This window comes from Oryzophilus luti (assembly GCF_059726245.1).
Map to the genome: position 1 here is coordinate 1,409,424 of NZ_AP040874.1, position 21,005 is coordinate 1,430,428.

At 61.6% G+C, this 21,005-nt stretch carries 19 protein-coding genes; 11 read left to right on the top strand and 8 right to left on the bottom strand.

Translation table 11 applies throughout. The features are described from left to right. Nucleotides 1–498 precede the first annotated feature (498 nt). From AC6IZO_RS06125 to dctA, 8 genes are all read left to right on the top strand, one after another. The gene (locus AC6IZO_RS06125) at nt 499–1,092 is read left to right on the top strand and encodes a polysaccharide biosynthesis/export family protein (protein ID WP_497809030.1); all 594 of its coding nucleotides are present in this window, start codon (nt 499–501) and stop codon (nt 1,090–1,092) included. Between the two features lie 30 nt (nt 1,093–1,122). Next, nucleotides 1,123–2,532 carry a hypothetical protein gene (locus AC6IZO_RS06130; RefSeq protein WP_497809032.1) on the top strand — a complete coding sequence of 470 codons (1,410 nt, stop codon included), beginning with the start codon at nt 1,123–1,125 and terminating at the stop codon, nt 2,530–2,532. 323 nt (nt 2,533–2,855) lie between these two features. Then, the gene (locus AC6IZO_RS06135; protein WP_497809034.1) at nt 2,856–3,998 is read left to right on the top strand and encodes a Gfo/Idh/MocA family protein; all 1,143 of its coding nucleotides are present in this window, start codon (nt 2,856–2,858) and stop codon (nt 3,996–3,998) included. Next, nucleotides 3,995–4,489, top strand: coding sequence for an acyltransferase (locus tag AC6IZO_RS06140; protein WP_497809036.1), 495 nt, complete (start codon nt 3,995–3,997; stop codon nt 4,487–4,489). Before AC6IZO_RS06135 ends, AC6IZO_RS06140 begins: the two co-directional genes overlap by 4 nt. Beyond that, nucleotides 4,486–5,700 carry a DegT/DnrJ/EryC1/StrS family aminotransferase gene (locus AC6IZO_RS06145; RefSeq protein ID WP_497809037.1) on the top strand — a complete coding sequence of 405 codons (1,215 nt, stop codon included), beginning with the start codon at nt 4,486–4,488 and terminating at the stop codon, nt 5,698–5,700. The genes AC6IZO_RS06140 and AC6IZO_RS06145 overlap by 4 nt, the downstream gene beginning before the upstream one ends. A 455-nt stretch (nt 5,701–6,155) precedes the next feature. Next, nucleotides 6,156–7,433: a sigma 54-interacting transcriptional regulator gene (locus tag AC6IZO_RS06150; RefSeq protein WP_497809039.1), complete on the top strand. Its 1,278-nt coding sequence runs from the start codon at nt 6,156–6,158 to the stop codon at nt 7,431–7,433. Beyond that, entirely contained in the window at nt 7,430–7,936 is a 507-nt protein-coding gene (locus tag AC6IZO_RS06155; RefSeq protein ID WP_497809041.1) for a DUF6982 domain-containing protein, read from the top strand. Before AC6IZO_RS06150 ends, AC6IZO_RS06155 begins: the two co-directional genes overlap by 4 nt. A gap of 347 nt (nt 7,937–8,283) precedes the next feature. Then, a complete protein-coding gene (gene dctA / locus AC6IZO_RS06160; protein ID WP_497809042.1) occupies nt 8,284–9,615 on the top strand; it encodes a C4-dicarboxylate transporter DctA in 1,332 nt (443 codons plus the stop codon). A gap of 69 nt (nt 9,616–9,684) precedes the next feature. Here dctA and AC6IZO_RS06165 read toward each other — a convergent pair whose 3' ends face one another. The 4 genes from AC6IZO_RS06165 to AC6IZO_RS06180 all read right to left on the bottom strand — a co-directional run bounded on the left by AC6IZO_RS06165 (nt 9,685) and on the right by AC6IZO_RS06180 (nt 13,284). Next, nucleotides 9,685–11,205 (bottom strand): hypothetical protein, encoded by a 1,521-nt coding sequence (locus AC6IZO_RS06165; protein WP_497809044.1) that lies wholly within the window; start codon nt 11,203–11,205, stop codon nt 9,685–9,687. 235 nt (nt 11,206–11,440) lie between these two features. After that, nucleotides 11,441–12,010 carry an NADH-quinone oxidoreductase subunit B gene (locus AC6IZO_RS06170; RefSeq protein WP_497809046.1) on the bottom strand — a complete coding sequence of 190 codons (570 nt, stop codon included), beginning with the start codon at nt 12,008–12,010 and terminating at the stop codon, nt 11,441–11,443. Between the two features lie 103 nt (nt 12,011–12,113). Continuing rightward, the gene (gene thiS / locus AC6IZO_RS06175; RefSeq protein WP_497809048.1) at nt 12,114–12,320 is read right to left on the bottom strand and encodes a sulfur carrier protein ThiS; all 207 of its coding nucleotides are present in this window, start codon (nt 12,318–12,320) and stop codon (nt 12,114–12,116) included. 223 nt (nt 12,321–12,543) lie between these two features. Next, nucleotides 12,544–13,284, bottom strand: a complete 741-nt coding sequence (locus AC6IZO_RS06180) for an OmpA family protein (RefSeq protein ID WP_497809050.1) — start codon at nt 13,282–13,284, stop codon at nt 12,544–12,546. Nucleotides 13,285–13,630: 346 nt separating this feature from the next. Here AC6IZO_RS06180 and uvrC point away from each other — a divergent pair, with 346 nt between their 5' ends. Further along, entirely contained in the window at nt 13,631–15,469 is a 1,839-nt protein-coding gene (gene uvrC, locus AC6IZO_RS06185; RefSeq protein WP_497809052.1) for an excinuclease ABC subunit UvrC, read from the top strand. Nucleotides 15,470–15,708: 239 nt separating this feature from the next. Here the strand turns inward: uvrC and AC6IZO_RS06190 are convergent, their stop codons facing one another. Next, entirely contained in the window at nt 15,709–16,620 is a 912-nt protein-coding gene (locus AC6IZO_RS06190) for an N-acetylglucosamine kinase (RefSeq protein WP_497809054.1), read from the bottom strand. A gap of 87 nt (nt 16,621–16,707) precedes the next feature. Between AC6IZO_RS06190 and AC6IZO_RS06195 the strand changes: the two genes are divergently transcribed. Both AC6IZO_RS06195 and AC6IZO_RS06200 read left to right on the top strand, forming a co-directional pair. Beyond that, nucleotides 16,708–18,117, top strand: a complete 1,410-nt coding sequence (locus AC6IZO_RS06195) for an APC family permease (RefSeq protein WP_497809056.1) — start codon at nt 16,708–16,710, stop codon at nt 18,115–18,117. 11 nt (nt 18,118–18,128) lie between these two features. Then, nucleotides 18,129–18,524: a hypothetical protein gene (locus tag AC6IZO_RS06200; RefSeq protein ID WP_497809058.1), complete on the top strand. Its 396-nt coding sequence runs from the start codon at nt 18,129–18,131 to the stop codon at nt 18,522–18,524. Between the two features lie 205 nt (nt 18,525–18,729). On the opposite strand, the gene AC6IZO_RS06205 is transcribed toward AC6IZO_RS06200, so the two are convergent. The 3 genes from AC6IZO_RS06205 to AC6IZO_RS06215 all read right to left on the bottom strand — a co-directional run bounded on the left by AC6IZO_RS06205 (nt 18,730) and on the right by AC6IZO_RS06215 (nt 20,982). Then, nucleotides 18,730–19,272 (bottom strand): YgjV family protein, encoded by a 543-nt coding sequence (locus AC6IZO_RS06205; RefSeq protein ID WP_497809060.1) that lies wholly within the window; start codon nt 19,270–19,272, stop codon nt 18,730–18,732. A gap of 201 nt (nt 19,273–19,473) precedes the next feature. Beyond that, complete coding sequence (locus AC6IZO_RS06210; protein ID WP_497809062.1) at nt 19,474–20,016, bottom strand: YgjV family protein; 543 nt, start codon at nt 20,014–20,016, stop codon at nt 19,474–19,476. A 129-nt stretch (nt 20,017–20,145) separates the two neighbouring features. Beyond that, nucleotides 20,146–20,982 carry a uroporphyrinogen-III synthase gene (locus AC6IZO_RS06215; RefSeq protein ID WP_497809064.1) on the bottom strand — a complete coding sequence of 279 codons (837 nt, stop codon included), beginning with the start codon at nt 20,980–20,982 and terminating at the stop codon, nt 20,146–20,148. Nucleotides 20,983–21,005 lie beyond the last annotated feature (23 nt).

The following is a 21,005-nucleotide window of genomic DNA, read 5'->3' on the forward strand; positions in this document are numbered from 1 at the left end:
CACGGGACATGCACCACCGATTCTGCGGAAACGCGTCACAGACCGCTCTTCGAAGCCTCTGAAACGCCCTCGAGCGTCCCTTTGGCCCGCACTGCGAATGGTGCGCGACGCCTGATTTGCACATTGAGGTCTGCGCGCAGATGCGCGGAGCGGACTTTCTCGCCGACTTCGGAAGCCAATGAATCGAGCGAGCTAAAGCGCTTGTGGGTGGCTGGAAAAGAGAAGAAGCCGTTATGCAAGTAAGCAAAGTTTTGCAGACGGAACCGCTATGAATTGGCGACCTGCGTGGAATGCGCCTGACCGCATGCGGGTGGCGTTCGCTGCGATCCGCTGCTGTCGCGTGTATCCGTTGATTCCAAAGAAGGTATGGCGATGAAACGACTTTGCGGCGCATCCTGCGAACGTGGCATGCGCGTTGCACTCATCTGCCTGCCGTAAGGAAAGAACGGAACCGGCGCAATCAGGCGCCTCCGTGAACTTGCGAAGGAACGACGGGTGATGAACAAGCTGATCGCGGTGCTTGGATTCCTGCTGCTGCTGTGCGCCACCTTGGCCGCGCAGGCGACAGCCCCACAAGCAACAACAGAGGTGGTGCCCCCTGCGGCGCCATCCAACTACGTGATTGCCCCGGACGACGTATTGCAGCTCAACGTGTGGAAGGAACCGGACATCTCCGGCACCCTGCCCGTGCGCTCGGACGGAAAAATTTCCGTGGCGCTGCTCGGTGACGTTCAGGCGGCGGGCAAGACGCCGACGGCCCTGGCCGAAGAGCTGACGCAGGGATTGAAGCGCTACCTGAACGAACCACGCGTGACCGTCATTGTCGCCACCGTGCGCAGCCAGCGCGCCTACATCATGGGCATGGTTCAACGGCAGGGCGCCATCCTGCTCACCGGCGAGATGAATATTCTGCAAGCCATTTCATCGGCCGGAGGACTGGCCCCGTTCGCAAACTCCAAGAAGATTTATGTTCTGCGCACGGAGAATGGCAAGCAGGTGCGCATTCCGTTCAATTACAACTCCGTGATTCGCGGTGACCATCCGGAGCAGAACATTCTGCTCAAGCCGGGGGACACCGTGGTTGTGCCGTAGCAGAAGATGTCCGCCATCTGGAGGCATATTGTGAAAGCACACAGCGCGCCCGCTGCAATCACCGCACTGGTTCTGATGTGCGCCGCAATGGCGCTGGCCCAGGCGCCACCGCCCACGCCCATTCAAGGTGTGCCCAGCCCGGTCTACATCACCGACGAGCAGAAGACCGAGGTGACACCCGATGAGACACCCTTGAGCGGCACGCAGACCATCGGCTACGGCACCTGGGGACACCCTCATAGCTACATCGCGCCCTCCATCCGAGTGGCGGAAACGCTCGACTCCAACCCTGCGCTCCAACGCACCTACAGTGGCGGATGGCGCGGCTTCCCTTCCATTGGCGGCAGCCTGCAACTGCTGCAACTGCTCGGGCGTGGCGGACAATTCCAATACTCCGGAGCCGTGCGCTATGACGCGCGCAACCGCTTCTCCGACAACTCGCAATTCACCAATGCGCACTCGCTCGGCCTGGGCAAGCGCTTTGGCACGGGCCGCGTGAGCTGGGTCTTCACCGATCAGTTCCAGTTCTCGCAAGGCTCCGACTTTGGCGGCGCCGGCATGGAAGGACTGGGCGACACGCTCGGCCAGTTGCGATCCATCGGCCAGCTCAGCGGCTCGCAGTTGAACAGCATCGTGCTGCGCTCCGACCTGCTGCCCAATCAGGATCTGGTCACCGGCCGCAACAACCGCATCAGCAACGCGGCCACGGGCGAACTCGATCTGCGCGCCTCGGCGCGGCAAACCTACACGGTGGCCGGCGGAATTTCGGTGCTGCACTTCTGGGAAAACGCGCTGCTGGATTCGCGCCAATACACCGCCATTGCAGGGGCGGACCATCGACTCTCCCCCACCCGCAGCATCGCCGGTGAAGTCTTCTACGCCCATTACCAGTACGACGCGCTCGACCTGACGATTGACTCCACGGACTTCTCGGCACAGTACGGGCACAGGCTCTCCGGACGCGCAGCGCTCTTTGTTGGGGCAGGCCCCACGCTGATTCACCAGCGCTATGCCGGAGTAACGACCAACGACCTTGGCTGGCATGCGCGCGGCGGAGCATCGTTGCGGCTTACGCGCTCGCAGCTCTCCGTGGAGGCTTCGCACCACATCAGCGGAGGAGCCGGCGTGCTGGCTGGGTCGACCTCCACGTCGGCGCGTGGCGCGGTGAGTTTCATGCTCTCCCGCAGTGTTTCCGCCGAGCTTCAATTTGGCGTTTCACACAACGAAGAATTGCGTACCAGCAACAACTACAACATGCAATTTGCTGGCGCGCGTCTGAACCGTCTTCTGACACGCCGGACCGAGGGCTACATGAGTTACGACTACCAGCGCCAGACAACTCCGGCGGGATGTACGAACCTTGCCTGCCAGTACAGTGGCGACCGGCATGTGCTCGCCATCGGGCTGGCGTGGAACGGAAAACCGATTGGAATCGAGTAAGCCGACCGGCGCTGATTGCGATGCGTGGAGGGATGTCCGCTACACCTTTCCTCTGCAATGGATTGCATAGGAATTTGCTGGTAAGGGGAAGATTCCCCGCAACTCACACAAAATTCGCTAGCGTGACGGCGCTTTCCTCCGCCTGAGCACGAAGAGGAGGCACTTTCTCTGGCAGGTCGATTGCACCAGCAGTTTACGGCGTGATGAAGCCGGAGTTTGGCATCACGCCACGACCAGCGGCCGCCCCCACTCGGCTCATATGAAACTTTGTAGCTTTTTCCAGTGCACGGCAGGGTGCACAGGACCGTGGAGGGACATCGGTTATGGACAAGTTCGCCGCTTCCAGCGCTGAGAGGCAGATGAATTCCAACTCGGCCAGCCCGCACGACGTCAACCGTCCGAAACCAGCCGTCTCCGTGCCGTTTCCGCCGCACGACTTCCGCCCCCGCGTGATTGAGCGCAAGCCGCTCTCGATCGGCGTGATCGGTTACGGATACTGGGGACCGAACATCGTACGCAACTTCAACACCCAAGAGCATTCACAGGTATCGATGGTCTGCGACCGCCGTCCGGAAGCTCTGGCGAAGGTCGCACGGAACTATCCCAACGTCGAGATCACCACCGACGTCACCGCCATTCTGCACTCCCCGAACATCAACGTGGTCGCCGTGGTCACCCCGGTGTGGACGCACTTTGAGCTGGCCAAGGCAGCGCTTGAGAACGGCAAACACGTCTTCGTGGAGAAGCCCTTCACCGCCAGCGTGGAGCAGGCCGAGCAATTGATTGAGCTGGCCGAGCGCAAGAACCTGAAGATCATGGTGGACCACACCTTCCTGTTCACCGGCGCAGTTCGCAAAATGAAGCAACTGATCGACGCGGGCGATCTGGGTGAGCTGTATTACTACGACACCACGCGCGTGAACCTCGGACTGTTCCAGCACGACGTGAACGTGGTGTGGGACCTCGCGCCGCATGATCTCGCGATCATGGATTACCTGCTGAAGTCGCGGCCCAGCGGCGTGGTCGCCACCGGGCAGAAGCATGTCAACGGCGTTGAGGACATCGCGTTCCTGACGCTCTACTACCCGAACAAGCTGATCGCCCATGTCAATGTCAATTGGCTCTCGCCGGTGAAGGTGCGCACAACCCTGGTCGGCGGCGACAAGAAGATGCTGGTGTGGAACGACCTTGAGTCCGACGAGAAGGTGAAGATCTACGACCGCGGCGTGCAGATGAACACGCGCGAAGGCGTCTACGATCTGCTGGTCAGCTACCGCTCCGGCGACATGTGGGTGCCGCAGATTGAAAACACCGAGGCGCTGCGCCTTGAGCTTGAGTACTTCAACGAGTGCATTCTTGAGGACAAAGCGCCGATCAATGACGGCCACGCCGGATTGCGCGTCGTCAAGGTTCTGCAGGCAGCCGACGAATCGCTGCGTCATCGCGGAGACTTCATCCAGATATGAGCGAATACCAGGCCATTGCCCCCGATGTAAAGCTCGGCACAGGAGTGCGCCTGGCGCGCTTCATCAACCTGTACGGGTGCAGCATCGGGGACGACACCAAGATCGGGACCTTCGTCGAGGTGCAGAAGAACGCACGTGTGGGCGCTCGCTGCAAAATTTCCAGCCACACGTTCATCTGCGAGGGTGTGGAGATCGAGGATGAGGTGTTCATTGGACACGGAGTGACCTTCATCAATGACTCCTACCCTCGCGCCACCACCGAAGACGGCGCGTTGCAAACCGAGGCCGACTGGAACGTGGAAAAGACCGTGGTCAAGCGCGGCGCCAGCATCGGCTCCGGCTCCACCATTCTCTCCAACCTGACGATTGGCGAGCGCGCCATCGTCGGCGCCGGCAGCATGGTAACGCGCGATGTGCCGCCTGGAGCAATCGTCGCCGGCAACCCGGCCAAACTGCTCCGCTATCTGAAGTCCGAGGTGACCGAACCATGAATTCCGGCGTCCCGTTTCTCGACCTGGTGCAGCCGCATCTGGAACTTGAATCCGAGTTGGTGGAAGTCTTTCGCAAGGCTCTGCGCACCGGAGCGTTCATCGGCGGCGAGGCCGTGGACAATTTCGAGACGCACTTTGCCGCCTACTGCGACGCGCCATATTGCATCGGCGTTGCCAGCGGCACCGATGCACTGCTGTTCGCGCTGATGGCCTGCGGCATTGGTCCGGGACAGACCGTGCTGACCGTGGCCAACACGTTCATCGCCACGGCTGAAGCGATTTCGCAGACCGGCGCCACACTGGAGTTCGTCGACGTAGACGAGCGCACCTACACCATGAGTCCGGCGTCTCTGCGCGGCTACCTGGAGCACTGCCCCATCGCCGCTGACGGCAAGCATCGCCTTAATCAGCGAGACAAGACGCCCATAACCGCCGTACTGCCGGTCCATCTCTACGGGCAAATGGCGGACATGGACGCCATCGGCGAAATCGCCGAAGAATTTCATCTCAAGGTGATCGAAGACGCCTGCCAGGCGCACGGCGCCGAGTACTTCTCGAAGAAGCAGAACCGCTGGCTGCGCGCCGGAAGTGTGGGCGAAGCGGCGGCATTCAGCTTCTATCCGGGCAAGAACCTCGGGGCCTGCGGCGAAGGCGGAGCCATCACTACAGTGAACCGTGCCGCCGCGCTGCAGATGCGCATGCTGCGCGATCATGGCCAGGCCAGCAAGTACTACCACGATGTCATTGGCTACAACGGACGCCTCGACGCCATCCAGGCCGGGATACTGGATGTGAAGCTGCGCCACCTGCAGGAGTGGACCGACCAGCGCCGCGCCGCCGCCGCCGTTTACGATGAGCTGTTCGCAGCTCTCCCCTCTGTCACCCCGCCGCATGTCCCCGCCAATTCCCGCCCCGTCTATCATCTTTACGAGCTTCTTGTGCCTCAACGGGAGTTCGTGCAGACGCATCTTGCGAACTGCGGCATCCGCACTGGGATCCATTACCCGGTACCGGTGCACCTGCAAAGGGCCTACGAACACTTTGGTTACCAGGAGGGTAGTCTGCCAGTAACCGAGCGGCTGAGTAATGGGTTACTCTCACTTCCCATGTACCCGCAGCTCACTCGGGAGATGCAAGATGTCGTTGTTGCAACTGTTTCCGAGGCCCTCGCCAAGCATGCTTCCGGAATCGCCACCGCAACGGCGGATTGATTCGGCGGCATGTCCTTGGTCACTGAATGCTAGTTGTCTCTCGAGCGCGTAACTTTTACACGTTCCCGCAGCAGTGTGTCGATGAATTCTCAAGGAATCTAGAGCTGTTTCTGTTGACTAGCCACGCTTTCTTGCGTAGATTGTCCGGAAGTACAGTAAAGGGCGGACAATAAACGTCCTCTGATATTTGAACTCCCCCCACAGGTCCCCCATTCAGCGAGTCTCATCCGTCGGCCCACGAGCCTGATGGAGCGTCGAGCGACGAGAAGTGAGAGATCATGGGCAGCACACAGACAGTTGCTTCCAATCGGAATGAAGTTGCGACTGTCCGGCAGTGCACGACGGGTGCCGGACAAGTCTTTGTAGTGGGTAGTGACCCTGGCGTAAATGATTTTTTGACGGCCTGTCTTACCAAAGAAGGTTGGCGGTGCATCGTTGTGCCTGAAGAGCAGGCGATGCAGCGAGTTCGCCAGGGAAATGCTCCAGACGCCCTGTTGATTCAGGGCCCCGGACGCAGCGCATTGGCTACGCTCACGGCTTTCCGCGAGCAGTGCCCCACGCTGCCGATCATCGTTGTTGCATGTTTCCAGGATGCGCAATTTGTTGTCAAAGCCATGCGGATGGGAGCCTCCGACTGCATTCAGTTGCCGTTTGAAGTTTCCGCGCTGAACAAGTCTCTGCGGCGGCTGGTGACGCAGCTTGAAGTTGACTCCGACACCGGCCTGACCGTGTTTGAGACTCCGCTGTTCGACAACACCTCCTTCGTCTGCGCCTCGCGCGCCATGACGGAACTCCGCGGCCAGTGCGCCATCCTGGCCCGCGTCGACCTGCCGGTCCTCATCACGGGCGAGAGCGGAACCGGCAAGGAAGTGATTGCGCAGTACATTCACAAGATGTCTCCGCGCGCGCACCGCACCTTCCTCAAGGTGAACTGCGCGGCCATGCCGGCCGACCTGCTGGAGAGCGAACTGTTCGGGTACGAACAGGGCGCGTTCACGGGCGCCGTGCGCTCCAAGCCCGGCAAGTTTGAGCTGTGCAACATGGGCACCATTCTGCTCGACGAAATTGGCGAGATGCCGGTTTCGTTGCAGTCGAAGCTGCTGCAGGTGCTGCAGGACGGCTCGTTCTCGCGGCTGGGCGCGCGCAACACGCAGAAGGTTGATGTGCGCGTGATCGCGGCGACCAACATCGACATGAATGCCGCCATCACGGCGCGCACCTTCCGCGAAGACCTGTTCTACCGGCTCAACGGCTTCACCATGCACATGCCTCCACTGCGCGAGCGTAAGGAGGAAATCCCGGTGCTGATCCAGCACTTCATGCGCAAGCTATCGCCCAAGTACGCCAAACAGCCCATGGTCATGTCAGAGCAGTTGTTCCACGCCTGCATGGCACATGACTGGCCGGGCAACCTGCGCGAACTTGAGAACTTCATCAAGCGCTACCTGGTGCTGGGCGATGAGCAGCTGATGCTGGCGAGCCTGCGCGGCACGCGCGGTAACAACGCCGCAGGCCAGGGCGCGGAGAGCGGCTTGAGTCTGAAGAAGCTGGCACGCAACGCCATGGGCGAAGCCGAGATGGAAGTGATGCGCGAGGTGCTGGAACGCAACTCGTGGAACCGCAAGCAGGCTGCGGCTGAATTGCAGATCAGCTACAAGGCACTGCTTTACAAAATCCGTCAGTATGGACTGGCACCGCAACCGAGGATGCAGCCGCGGGCGACGGCGGTATGAGCAATCCTTCCAAACCGATTGAGGAAGCTCTCGGCCCGGGGCCCTACAAGCTGGTAATCACGCGCAACGGCGGCAGCGTGATCAAGGGAATCCTGCCGAATCATGGCATCACGGACTTGGATTCCCTGCTCGCTGCCTCGGACTACAAGTTGGAGCAGTTGCTGCCCGAACACTTCGCGGCCAAGGTGGGTTCGCTTGCGGACATGCCTTGGACCGAAGTGAAGGCGGCTTTTTTTGTCAGCAGCTTTGAGGGCGATAAAGACCAGCATCCGGTGCGCTTCTATCAGCGCGGCCCGGAGGTCGGCCGCATCTGGGTCGAGGTCGTCTTCGTCGATGGCGAGGTGATGGAGGGCTGCATGGACAACTCGCTCGACTTCCTCCTGCGCGATGGATTCTTCCTCCACCCCTCCGACCCGAAGAGCAACAACCGGCTCATCTACATAAACAAGTCTTCACTCCGCAACTTCCGCGTCATCGGCGTGCTCTCGGCGGAGACCGAGTAGCGCTCTCTTATAAGAGACGCCTGCAATCCCCGTCCACGACCGCGTTCTGATGTTTTGCCCTGCCTCGTATAAGCAGATTTGAAGTCCCAAGTTTTCCTCGTAATTACCGGGTACGGATTTTTCCGATCTGTTATATACTTCCCCGCTAGTTTCTGCTGCAATCCACGGTTCAAAAACAACCGCAGCCGAGATCCCAATGCTGGTCCTGCACGGGACAACGAAGAACTGTTGTCTGTGACGGCCCAATCGGGCAAGGCTGTGGTGTTTGTGTGGGACCAGTTGCGCTCGTGGCCGAAACGAATGGGGTAAGGCCGCCCGTGGGGGCGGCGCGAAAGAGGAGGAGTGGGATGTCCGAAGCGGTGGCCCAAACGGGCCAGCAACGAGAACAAAGCAAGCCGAAACAAGGTTTCCTGAAGCGTTCTGCCTCAAAGCTCTACAACTGGGTGGCCTTGATGATTGTGCTCGGCGCCCTGCTTGGCAATTTCTTCCCGAAAGCTGGCGTCGCCCTGCAGCCGGTGGCTGACGGGTTCATCAACCTCATCAAGATGCTCATTCCCGCCGTCATTCTGGTCACGGTGGTGTTGGGTATTGCCGGCGCCGGCAGCATCAAGAAGGCCGGACGCGTCGGCGGCAAAGCCATTCTTTATTTCGAAATTGTAAGCACCTTCGCCCTGGCGGTTGGCCTGGGCATGGCCAAGCTCTTTAAACCGGGTGCCAGCTTCCACGCCGATCCCTCCTCGCTCGACCCCAAGCTCGTGGCTGGCTATGTATCCCAGGCCCAGCACATGACCGTCACCGACCACCTGCTGAAGATGATCCCTAAAACCTTCTTCAGCGCCTTCACCGACGGCGACATTCTCCAAGTGCTGCTGGTCAGCGTGCTGCTTGGCTTTGCGCTCGCCCACATTCCGGAAGAGCTGGCTCGCCCGGCCAAGGACCTGCTGGAAATCACCAGCAAGGTGCTGTTCGGCGTCATGCGCATGATCCTCTACCTTGCGCCAATCGGCGCCGGTGCGGCCATTGCCTTCACCATCGGCAAGTTCGGCCTGCGCTCTCTGATTCCGCTGGCCAGCCTGATTCTGCTCTTCTACGCCACATGCGGAGTCTTCGTAGTCTGCGTGCTCGGCACCATCGCGCACTTTGCGGGCTTCAACATCTTGAAGCTGCTCCGCTACATCAAGAGTGAGCTGCTGCTGGTGCTGGCCACCAGTTCGTCGGAGTCCGCGCTGATTCCGCTGATGGAGAAGCTCGAACGGCTCGGCCTGCGCCGCTCGGTGGTGGGCCTGGTGGTTCCGACGGGCTACTCCTTCAACCTCGATGGCACCAACATCTACATGACGCTGGCTTCGCTGTTCATCGCGCAAGCCATGGGCATCCAACTCACGTTCATGCAGGAGATGACCATCCTGATCGTGGCGATGATCACAAGCAAGGGCGCGACTGGCGTCACCGGCGCGGGCTTCATCACGCTGGCCGCCACGCTCTCGGTGGTGCCGGGCATTCCGGTCGCGGGCATGGCGCTCATCCTCGGCATCGACAAGTTCATGTCCGAAGCGCGCGCCATCACCAACCACATCGGCAACTGTACGGCCGCCGTGGTGCTGGCCTCGTGGGAGAAGGAACTCGACTGGGACACCTTCCACGCCGAGCTTGACCGCGGCAGCCAAAGCACGATCTAACAACTCTCAACGCAAAAGGAAAAGGCGCGGCCCGCGGGCTGCGCCTTTTCTCTTCTTCCCAAAACTTCGCTAGCTCTGCGCGGGCTCCAGCTTGACGCCCACCATGGCCAGCGCGTAGTTCACTTCCTCTTCGCGCTTGCCCAGCTTCTCCAGCGTCTGATTGAAGCCGTTGACCTTCTCGATGAGGCCGCGCTCGGCGGCCAGCTTCATCACGCGCTTGGCGTCCTGAATGGAATCACGCGAGGCATCCATCAGCACCGCCAGCGACTCCGCATGAGGACGCCACAGGTGCTTGGAATTCTGCCGCTGCTTCAACTCCTCGGTCTCTGCGGCCAGGCGGGCCATGATGGCCACCAGCCGCACCACGGCGCGCGCGTTGTCGCCGCGGAAGCTCTTCTCCTGAATGTAGTCGGCAGAGTAGGCGTCGGCCTCGTGCGGCAGCAGCACAAAGTTTCCGAACTTCATGGGCACCACGGAGCGGAAGCGCTGATCGGCGGCCTTCACCCAAGCGCGAATGGAGTCTTCAACGGCGCGGATGCGCGTCTCTTCCTGCGTGGGGAAGCGCGGCATGCCGTCATTGATGCTCACGGGCTCGTCGCCGTGCGTGACTTCGGGCTGCGCCGCCTCCAGCGCAGATGCAGGTTCGGACACCGCGGAGGCCTCATCAACCGGCTCCGGCTGCGGCAGGCTCTTTGCGGCCTCCGCGTGCTTCTCACGCGCGATGCGCTGCAAGCGTGCCACCAGCTTGTAGTGCTCCTCGGCCAGCGCGTACTCGGTCTTGGGCACGGGCCGCGCACCGAGCATGGCAAAGTCGGCCAGCGTCACGTCGCCAAAGATGCGGTCGTTGTGCACAAGGCCCTTCTGCTCCATCTCGGCGGCGAAAGACTTGATCTCGGCGACGGCGGCCTCAAACAGCTCGTTGAAGTGCGCGCTGATCTTTACGTTGTAGGGAGCCATCAGGGCCAGCGCGTGCGGATGATAGAAGCACGGGCCGAGCTTGTGGCGGATCTCGCGGGTGCGGCGCATCAGGTCCGAATGCACCAGACGCTCGAAGCTCTCAGCCTGAAGGATGCCCTCGCAGGCGCGCGCCAAATCGTCGAGTTCCTCGCTCTCCTGCTCGTCGAGTTCCGGCAGCTCGGCGTCGTCGAGAATCTCCATCAGCGCAATCTCAAACGGCGGCACCGGCTCCACGCCGTCCATGGAGACACCGTGCTTGTCCCACTGGCCGGGCACGCGCGGATTGCGGTAGATGAAGGTGGCGACGTAGTAGGTCTTGTCGCGGTCTTCTTCGGTCGGCGAAAGCTTGCGCGCGTAGTAGCGCAACAGCGCCTCGGCCAAATCCAGCTCGCTCTCACCGCTCAGCCCCACGCGCAGCATGGAGGGCGTGATGGCCAGGTCGAGCACCTTGAGCCACTGCCGCATCAGGTCGGCCACCGGCTCGGGCTCGCGTCCGGGAAGATGAAGCGTGCCGGGCTCAAGGCCCTGGGGAACAGGCACCTGATCCTTGAGAACGTCGCCCAGCAGCTTGAGATAAAAGCCGTGCACAACTTCCAGGATCAGCAGCTCCCACTTGGCGGCAGACGAAGACAAAACGCAACTCCCGAAGGATGGATATTTCCCGTAAAAATCCAGTTAATCGCACTCGCACGGTGGAAATCAAGCAGAAGGTTACGGCTCAGTTACCCAAAGTCACAGAGACACGAGAAAGCGCGTGCCGCAGCACGCGCTTTCGCACAAATCTCTAGAGTTCGTTCAGTAAATGCGCCCTTCTACGCGATTCTCGCCGATACTTGCGTCACACGCTCCACGCTCGCTCAGGCAGCAACTACTCAGCCAGATTCAACGCGCGCTTGAACGATCCCTTCTCGTTTTTGATCTTCTCCTGCAACTGGGTGATGGCGTAGATCAACTGCTCCGGGCGCGGCGGACAGCCGGGCACGTAAACGTCGACCGGAATCCACTGGTTCACACCCTGCACCACGGCGTAGTTGTTGAAGACACCGCCTGAGGTGGCGCAGGCGCCCATGGAGATGACCCACTTCGGCTCCGGCATCTGCAGGTAAAGCTGCTTGATGACCGGCGCCATCTTGATGGAGACGCGTCCGGCAATGATCATCAGGTCGGCCTGGCGCGGCGAAGGACGAAACACTTCGGCACCGAAGCGGGCAATGTCAAAACGCGAAGCGCCCATGGCCATCATCTCAATGGCGCAACAGGCGAGGCCGAAGGTCATCGGCCAGATGGAATTTTTGCGGACCCAGTTGACGGCCGCATCGAGCGTGGTAAGGATGAGCCCTTCCTGCTGGTCGTCGCCACCGTAGGCCGCACGCACAATCCGCCGCGGCGACTCGATGCCGCCCGCAAGGTTATCGAACTGCTGAGTTGCCTGATCCATATGGTTTCCCCACTGCCGGACATTGTACCCGCCGAAGCGCCCGCCTGCCAGTATTGGATGACGCAGTAAGGCCGGGGGCTTCCGGCGATTTTCTACACTCTCTTCAGCGCAGGCCGCCGCCGACGAAGTGCACGATCTCCAGGCTGTCGCCATCCTTCACGGCGGTGGCAGCCCACTGTGCGCGCGGCACAATCTCGTGGTTCAGTTCCACGGCCACACGGTCGGTCTTCAAATCCAGTTGAGCTACCAGAGCGGCCACGTCGGCCACAGGCTCCAGCGTCTTCTCTTCCCCATTGATGGTCAGTTTCATCGCAGCATCACCATAGCAAGCGGCGGCGCGGTTGCCAACTCCGGCGCAGCGTGCAGCACAGGCCGCAACGAAGGCGGGCAATCCCGCACGCACAAAAAAGCCGCCCCGGGGAGGAGCGGCGTGTAGGGGTAGAGAGACACTTGGTGAGCGTTCAACCGGAGCACTTCACTTGTCGCCACCGGTTGCGCGCTGAAACTTTGGTTGCGCGGCCTGTCTGCGCGGGTTAGTTGCGCGCTGAGGTAGCCGGCCCCTGTGCGGGGGCCTTGCCGTCCGCAGGAGCGTCCACCGTGTTGGTCAGCAGGCGGACATCGACGCGGCGGTTCTCGGCGCGGCCGGAGCGGCTGCTGTTCTCGGCCGTCGGCTTATCCTTGCCCAGGCCGATGACGTAAATCTTGTGCGCGGGCACTCCTCCGTTGGAGGCCAGGTACTGCACCACGGCCGAAGCGCGACGCTGGCTGAGCGCGTAGTTGTACTCCGAGGAGCCAACCGAATCCGTGCCGCCTTCCACTTCCACAATGTAGTTGCGCGAACCCACGGCCTGCTTGGCCAGTTCATCCAGCTCGGCCTTGGCCTTGCGGTCGAGGTCGGACTTGTCGAAGCCGAACTTCACGCTGGCATTCGCCACCGGATGATAGTTGTCATAGTTCGCGACGCGCATGCTGAGCGCGTCCACACCCTGTGAGGTGCGCGAAGCAAGCTGCTGCGCACGGTCGGCATCCTCGAAAGCACGGGTATTCTTCTGCTCCACGCCGTCGATGCGGCCGTTCACGTCGGTAAGGCCGCGCTGCGTGCGCGAGTCGAGGTCAAGGATGTCGCGATGCTGCTGCGCGGTGCGGTCGTCGAGATTGTTCACCTTGTCCATCACCGGCTGCACCTGTGCGTTCACGGTCTTCTTGGTGACGCAACCGGTAGTCAGCGCCACGGCGGCGGTGAGTACAACGACGATGGCGGAAATCCTCTTCATGGCCAGCTCCTTGCCCCGGCCCTGTAACTGCGGGGCTTCTTTGGGCTCCACGCCGCCGGAGTCAATGGCTCCAGCGCGTACGCCATGGATAAAGCAAGCGCCATGCCAATCGAAGCGCCGCCTCGCATAGACCCACAACGCATTGCTTTTCAGTAGCTTGCAAAATCTTCCACAATTCAGACTGGAGCACCGCGCCAAGCAAACCGAGCAAGTTTTACCTGCCTGCAAGGTCAAGATTGCATCGGCGGGAAGAAACTTCATGGCCCGCAGGGGCGCCAACAGGCTGCGGCGCAAGCTGTTACCATTGCATCCGCGGAGAGGAAGTCGGCCTCCGCAACGCAGCGCCATGGACCTCCACCAGAAGATACGGACCCTGCCCAACGACCCCGGCGTGTACCTCTACAAGAACGCCGAGGGCGAGGTGATTTATGTTGGCAAGGCCAAGAACCTGCGGGCGCGGGTGCGGCAGTACTTTGTGGAGGGCGCGCAGGAGAACGCCAAAACCGGCAGCCTGCTGCGCGAGGCCGTCGACCTCGAATACATCATCGTGGCCAATGAGCACGAGGCGCTGGCGCTCGAAAATAACCTCATCAAGCAGAAGAAGCCGCGCTACAACATCCTGCTGCGCGACGACAAAAGTTATCCCTACGTGAAGCTGACGCTCGGCGAGCGCTTTCCGCGTGTCTACGTAACGCGGCGGCTGCGCAAGGACGGCTCGCGCTACTTCGGCCCGTATTTCCCCGCCAACATCGCCTACCGCGTGGTGGATATCATCCACCGGCACTTTCTTGTGCCCTCCTGCACTATCGACCTGAAACGCGACCACCCGCGTCCGTGCCTGCAGTACTACATCAAGCGCTGCCTGGGGCCGTGCGTGAGCGGGCTGACCACGCCGGAGGCCTACGCGGAGGCCGTGCGCGATGTGCAGTTGTTTCTGGAAGGCCGCCACACCGACCTTTCCGACAGCCTGCGAGCGCGCATGGAGCAGGCGGCGGAGAACATGCAGTTTGAGCTGGCCGCCAAGTATCGCGACCTCATCTCCACGGTGGAGACCTTGCAGGAAAAGCAGCGCATGGACGCCGCCGACGGCGACGACATTGACGTGCTGAACTACCACATTGAAAACCACCTGCTCGCCGCCAACCTCTTCCACATGCGCTCGGGCAAGGTGCTGGACCGGCGCGAATACTTCTGGGAAGACCTGGGCGAGTTGGAGTCTGCCGAGCGCGGCTTTGAAGTTGGCGAGTTCTTCAGCACGCTGCTCAAACAGATTTACGTGGACGCGCACTACGTTCCGCACACCATTCTTATTCCGGTGGAGTTCGAGGACCGCGAGGCCCTGGAAGAACTGTTGAGCGAGAAGCGCGGCTCGCGCGTGCACATTGACGTTCCGCAGCGCGGCGACAAACGCTCGCTGCTTGACTTGGTGGGTAACAACGCCAAGCAGAGTTATGACCAGCGATTCCGCGTGCTGAAGCCGCGCACCGACGTGCTCAAGAGCGTGCTGCAGGACGTCTTCAACCTGCCCGAGCCACCACAGCGCATCGAGTGCTTCGACATCTCGCACATACAGGGCGCGGAGACCGTCGCCTCCATGGTGGTGTGGGAGGACGGCAAGATGCGCAACTCCGAGTATCGCAAGTTCAAGATCAAAACCGTCGAAGGCATTGACGACTTTGCCAGCATGCACGAGGTGGTGACACGCCGCTACAAGCGGCTGCTCGACGAGAAGAAACCGATGCCCTCGCTGGTGCTGATCGACGGCGGACTGGGCCAGTTGCACGCGGCGGCCAACGCGCTGGAGACACTCGGACTGACGACGCAGCCGTTGGCCTCCATTGCCAAACGCGAGGAAATTCTCTATCTCTACGGGCAGGAGGACGACCCCATCGCGCTCGACCACCACTCGCCCGCACTGCACCTCATCCAGCAAGTGCGCGACGAGGCGCACCGCTTCGCCATCACCTACCACCGCAAGCGCCGCCAGATGCGCGACCGCGCCACGGAACTGCGCGAAGTGCCCGGCGTTGGCGACCTGACCGTGCGCAGGCTGCTGCAACACTTCGGCTCGCTGCAATCGGTGAAGCAGGCAAACTACGCGGCGCTGACGGCCGTCGTCACCGGCAAGCAGGCCGAAGCCATCCTCGACTTCTTCCGGCGCGAAGATGCGGGTGACGCGCAATAGCTCGCGTCGAGCCTCTTTGCTCAATTTTGAAATAGAAAAACTGTCATGTTGAGCGGAGCGTCCCGCGGTTGGACGCGGAGTCGAAACACCTTGTGTTTCCGCTGCGAGAGCAACACACAAGGTTCCTCCACTTTGCGCCATCCGGCGCTTCGGTCGGAATGACAGCCCGTGAGAATGCAGGATCGCAGACAAAGCAAAGCCGGGCGCGCGGCCCGGCCTGTTCACAGCAATTTCTGAACTTACTTCTGCAACGCTTTCTCCGCCAGCCACAGAGCGCCGGTGACCGGCTCGCTCTCGCAGTGCGTGACCTTCACGCGGCTGAACTCGGTAAGCAGCACGGCGGAAAATGCGTGGCGCACCTGCTCGGAGCTATTGAACACGCCGCCGAGCATAGCCACTTCCACCGTCTGGAACGGGTACCAGAGCTTGCCGACCACGATGCACGCCAACTCGCCCAGTTCGCGGCCCGCTCGCTCCAGCACCGGCATGGCAATGACATGGTCCTTCTCCCCGAGGGCGATGACGCGGCGCGAAAGCGCGGCAAATGGCGGTTTGGCGCTGCTGTTGCACTGCTTCACAAACTCGTCGCGGTTGGCCACGCCCCACTCTTCGTAGAAAGCCTTGAGAATCTCCGGGTCCTGACCGCTGTCGCAGGCGCGCAGCGCGGCGCTTGCCGCAACGCGGCCAATCCACGTGCCGGAGCCTTCATCGCTCACCTGGCTGCCCCATCCGCCCGCACGCGCACGCTCGCCGTTCTCGTTGCGTCCGGTGACGATGGAGCCGGTGCCGCAGATGACGGCCACTCCGGGCGCGCCCTTGAAGGCCGCCTCCAGCGCAATTTCCACGTCATTCACCACGGTGACGGCACCGTTGAACTGCGCCTTCAGCATGGCGGTGATGCGCGCCACGCCGTCCGTTGCACTGCTTACGCCGGCGACACCGGCACAGACGCTCTCCACCTTGTCGGCACCGATGCCCGCAGCGGCCAGTGCCTTCTCGCAGGCTTCGCCCAAGTGCACCTGCACCTGCTCTTCCGGCAGCAAATTCAGATTGGTGCCCGCGGATTCTCCACGGCCAATTTCGCGACCGTCGCGCGCTACCACTGCAACGGTCTTTGTGCCTCCGCCATCAATTCCAAGTACAGTTGCCATGCCACGATTCTATACACCAGCCCCGCCAAAGTGCTATTGTCTGTATCACTTCCTTCATTTCAAACCACCCGCAATTTTTGGGGGAGCATGGGGACCATCGAACCGAGTACAGGGCTTGAGCGCAGGTTGGGCGCAAGCCACGCCACCGCCGTCGTTGTCGGCACCATCATCGGCAGCGGCATTTTTCTTGTGCCTGCGGAGATGATGCAGGCGGTAGGCTCCTCGCACGCCGTTTACATGGCATGGATTGTCGGCGGCATCCTGAGTTTTTTTGGCGCGCTCACCTATGCTGAGCTTGGCGCCAAGAAGCCCGAAGCAGGCGGCGAGTATGTCTACATTCGCGACGCCTACGGTCCGCTGCCCGGCTTCCTCTACGCCTGGACGTGGTTCATCATTGCCAAGCCCGCTTCGGTTGCCAGCATCACCTTCGGCATCGTGCGCGTGCTCGGTACGTTTCCCATCTTCGCCTGCCTGGCGCAACCGCTCGCTTCGGGTGGGCACATCACCTGGGGACAGATCTTCGCCATCGTTCTCACCGTGTTGTTCAGCATCCTGAATTACGCAGGCGTCGAGAAGGCCGGTGACTTTCAGTTGTTCTTCACCGTGCTGAAGGTGGTGCTGGTGCTGGCGATCATTGCCGCGGTCTTCACCGTCGGGCACGGAACACTGGCAAATTTCGGAACTACGTTCACCGGGGCGCGTGGGGGACTCGCGGGCTTCTTTGCCGCGCTGGTAGCGGCGCTGTGGGCGTATGACGGCTGGAACGACCTGAACATGCTGGCCGGCGAGGTCCGCCGCCCGGAGCGCAGCATTCCGCTGGCGCTGATTTTAGGCGTGGGCGTGGTGGCCGCGCTTTACATGCTCACGAACGCCGCCGTGCAGTACGCCATGCCGGCCGCGCAGGTGGCGGGCAGCGCGAGACCGGCGGCGCAGGCCATGACGCTGGCGGTGGGCGCCTGGGGCGGAGCGCTGGTGGCCGCAGGCATGGCCATCTCCATGCTGGTGACGCTGAACGGCACCATCATGAGCGGTGCGCGCATTCCCTACGCGGTGGCGCGTGACGGCTACTTCTTCCACGCGCTGGCCGAAGTACACCCGCGTTTCCACTCTCCGTCGATGGCCATCATTGTGCAGTGCGCGCTCTCCTGCGTGCTGCTGCTGGTGGCGCAGACCTTCCGCGAGCTGTTCTCGCTTGCCATCTTCTCCGAGTGGCTCTTCTACATGGTGGGCACCAGCACGGTCTTCGTCTTCCGCCGCCGCGAGGCACGCGGCGAGGAACCGCCAACCACGGGCTACCGCACATGGGGATACCCTGTGGTGCCGGCCGTGTTTGTAATGGCTTCCGCCGCGCTGCTCTACTACACCTTCACCGACAACCTGCGCGACTCGTTCGTGGGCACGCTGGTGATCCTCGCGGGCATCCCCGTCTACCTGTGGTTCGCGCGCCTGAAGCGCCGCGAAGACGCCGAGGCTGCGCTGGCCGGGACATCGCGCTAGAATTTCCTTGTATGCAAAATCGAATTGCTGTTGCTTGTTTCGTCCTTGTCTTTGGCTTTGCCGTGGCACACGCGCAAACGCCCGCGCCGCAAGCGTCGCAGGAGCCTGTGCTGATTGATGGCGCGGCCGGGCCGTGCTCGGCGCTGATCTCCGTGACCACCGCCGACGGCAAGCCCGTCTACGCCGCCAAGGTGAGCGTGCACCTTCCCTATGGATTCTCCGGCGTGCGCAAGCTCGACCTTGAAGTCGGCACCGGGCCGAACGGCAAGGTGAAGTTCACCGGGCTGCCCGCGCGCGTGCATCGCCCGCCCGTGCAGTTCAAGGCCGTGAAAGGCGAGTTTGCCGGGGCTGTCGACTACAACCCGGTTGAGGAATGCAACATCACGCGCACAATCGTGATCAAGTAGGTCAAGACGACGGCGAGAACCGCCAGACCGAAATTCCTACAGCAAGGCCCGCCGCCGTTTCCGGTGCGCGGGCCTTTCTGTCGATGGGCTGGAAGAGATACGTGCTGATGCGCGTTTGCAGCCTGCTTGCAGCAGCAAAAGTAAAAAGGGGCCAAGGCTCCTTCAATTCTCCGTGAAATCTATATCGTTGGGACCGTGGCGCTGGCTAGTCGGCGATGGCCGGTGCCTCTCCGTGACCGGTCGCGGCCTTGGTGCGCGCGGCAAAGATCATGCGCAGGATGGTGAGGGAGTTTGCAACAGCAATCGTGCTCTCCAGGGCCATGCCGCCAATGGAGTGGCTGACCACGTTGTTCGCCAGCCAGCAGAAGGTGCTCATCAGCACCAAGGCGCGCATGGGCACGCCCTCAAGGAAGAAGAATGCAAACGTCGCCAGGCAGGTGCCGATGATGGGCAGCCAGCCCGCAGGAGACTTTACAAATGGCACGCCGAGCCCGATGCCCGCGACGATGAATAGAACCGCGACCCAGACGGCGCGAGTCTTGATGGAGGTGAGCACGCGCGTGGCGCTCACGAAGGAACTGACCGCCGCAGCCGGAACGCCGAGCAGCGCGAAGTGCAGACAGTAGACATACGACTGCGCGCCGTTCAGCAGCTTCAACTTTTTGTCGTTGGTCTGAAGGAAGGCGGCGATTCCGAGAACAAAAGCAACGTAGCCCACGCACTGCGCGGGCGAAGTCCACTGCAACACTTTCTGTGATCCTTTCCCGCCGGGTCCCCACCTGGCGGCACATCTTTAGGATATCGCGGCCGGGCTGCGGGATGCAAAAGATCTGAACCGGTTTAGACGGGCTCCGCGAGCAAGTGTCTTTACCTCCAGGCGGTTGCACGTTTTTTATTGCAGAAAAGGAAATGGGGGCCGCAGCCCCCTCAATTCACGAAAACACGGCCGCTAGTCGGCGGCAGCCTCCGCAGCTTCCACTCCGAGGTCGTTCTCTTCCCGTGAGTCCAGGTACATGCGCACCATCGTGGTCAGGTTGGTCAGGCCGACGATGGACTCCAAGGCGATGCCGCCGATGGAGTGGTGCACCAGGTTGTTGCCGAGCCAGCAGACGGTACTGCCCATCAGGGCCACGCGCATGGGAACGCCGCTGAGCATGAAGAACGCAATGGTGGCCAGTGAGGTTGCCACCACGGGCAGCCAGCCGGTCCAATGGGTGATCATGTGCGCGCCAATACCGACGTTGACGATGATGAAGACGATGGCAAGCCACAGCGCACGGGTCTTGAGCGCGATGATGTTGCGCGCCGTACTCAGCGTGGCGCACATGGCCGCCGACGAAGCTCCCAGCAGCGCGAAGTGCAGCGCATAGACCGCGCACTGGATGCCGTTGAGGACCTTCAACTTCTTGTCGTTGGTCTGAAGAAATGCGGATATTCCGAGGACAAAGACAATATATCCCACGCACTGCGCGGGTGAAAACCACTGGGACAACTTGAAATCCTTTCGCTTGGGAGGAGGCCCCACGCCCCCGGCCATGAATTCATAATATATCCATAACTACATATCTGGCAAAAAGGCCGGGCGCTTGGCCCGGCCCTCACGTGCAATCTTACTTCCCTGCTACACCGGCACCAGTTCTTCGACCGGCGATTTGTTTGCATAGCCAGCGAGGGCGGCGACCAGCCCGGGGATGGTAAACTCCCCGGCCTGCACATCCACGGTCAGCTCGAATTCGCGCAGCGTGTCACTGGTGACGGGGCCAATGGAGGCGTTCAGCACGCCGGCCACCAGCTTCGACTTGCCGGAGCGTATGCCGAGCAGCGCCACGTAGTTCTTCACCGTGGAGGAGCTGGTGAAGGTGATGGCGTGCGGGCGTTTTTTCGGGTCACGCAGCACGGCGCGCAGCTTCACGCGGCTGGCCTGCGGAATCACCGTCTCGTAGGCCTCGACCACATCCACGTAAGCGCCCATCTTGCGCAGCTCTCGGGGAATGACGTCGCGGGCGATCTTGGCGCGGCACAGCAGCACGCGAGCGTTCTTCACCTTGCCGCTGAGCGCATCCACCATGCTCTCCGCCACATACTCTTTCGGCGTCATGCAGACCTTGAGACCGCGCGCCTCAATAGCCTTGCGCGTAGCGGGGCCGATGGCAACGATCTTCAGGTGCTTCAGCGCGTCCTCGGTCACGCCGAGCTTTTCCATGCGCTCGAACATGGCCTTCACGCCGTTGACGCTGGTCAGGATCAACCACTCGTACTCGGAGACCAGCTTGATGCTGTCGTCCAGCCCCTTGTACGAGCGTGGCGGACGGATTTCGATGAAGGGGATTTCCAGGACCTGGGCGCCCATTTCCCGCAAGGAGTCGCTCAGGGCGCCGGCCTGCGCTTTGGCGCGCGAGACCAGCACCCGCCAACCGGCGAGGGGGAGAGGCCGGGTACAACTCATGGTGGTGCTCATTGGTTCAGACCTTCTTGCCGGGC

Excerpts from the sequence above, each read along its gene's own strand:
- AC6IZO_RS06125 (WP_497809030.1), top strand. The coding sequence starts at position 499 with ATGAACAAGCTGATCGCGGTGCTTGGATTCCTGCTGCTGCTGTGCGCC.
- AC6IZO_RS06135 (WP_497809034.1), top strand. The coding sequence starts at position 2,856 with ATGGACAAGTTCGCCGCTTCCAGCGCTGAGAGGCAGATGAATTCCAAC.
- AC6IZO_RS06140 (WP_497809036.1), top strand. The coding sequence starts at position 3,995 with ATGAGCGAATACCAGGCCATTGCCCCCGATGTAAAGCTCGGCACAGGA.
- AC6IZO_RS06145 (WP_497809037.1), top strand. The coding sequence starts at position 4,486 with ATGAATTCCGGCGTCCCGTTTCTCGACCTGGTGCAGCCGCATCTGGAA.
- AC6IZO_RS06150 (WP_497809039.1), top strand. The coding sequence starts at position 6,156 with ATGCAGCGAGTTCGCCAGGGAAATGCTCCAGACGCCCTGTTGATTCAG.
- AC6IZO_RS06155 (WP_497809041.1), top strand. The coding sequence starts at position 7,430 with ATGAGCAATCCTTCCAAACCGATTGAGGAAGCTCTCGGCCCGGGGCCC.
- dctA (WP_497809042.1), top strand. The coding sequence starts at position 8,284 with ATGTCCGAAGCGGTGGCCCAAACGGGCCAGCAACGAGAACAAAGCAAG.
- AC6IZO_RS06170 (WP_497809046.1), bottom strand. The coding sequence starts at position 12,010 with ATGGATCAGGCAACTCAGCAGTTCGATAACCTTGCGGGCGGCATCGAG.
- thiS (WP_497809048.1), bottom strand. The coding sequence starts at position 12,320 with ATGAAACTGACCATCAATGGGGAAGAGAAGACGCTGGAGCCTGTGGCC.
- AC6IZO_RS06180 (WP_497809050.1), bottom strand. The coding sequence starts at position 13,284 with ATGAAGAGGATTTCCGCCATCGTCGTTGTACTCACCGCCGCCGTGGCG.
- uvrC (WP_497809052.1), top strand. The coding sequence starts at position 13,631 with ATGGACCTCCACCAGAAGATACGGACCCTGCCCAACGACCCCGGCGTG.
- AC6IZO_RS06190 (WP_497809054.1), bottom strand. The coding sequence starts at position 16,620 with ATGGCAACTGTACTTGGAATTGATGGCGGAGGCACAAAGACCGTTGCA.
- AC6IZO_RS06195 (WP_497809056.1), top strand. The coding sequence starts at position 16,708 with ATGGGGACCATCGAACCGAGTACAGGGCTTGAGCGCAGGTTGGGCGCA.
- AC6IZO_RS06200 (WP_497809058.1), top strand. The coding sequence starts at position 18,129 with ATGCAAAATCGAATTGCTGTTGCTTGTTTCGTCCTTGTCTTTGGCTTT.
- AC6IZO_RS06215 (WP_497809064.1), bottom strand. The coding sequence starts at position 20,982 with ATGAGCACCACCATGAGTTGTACCCGGCCTCTCCCCCTCGCCGGTTGG.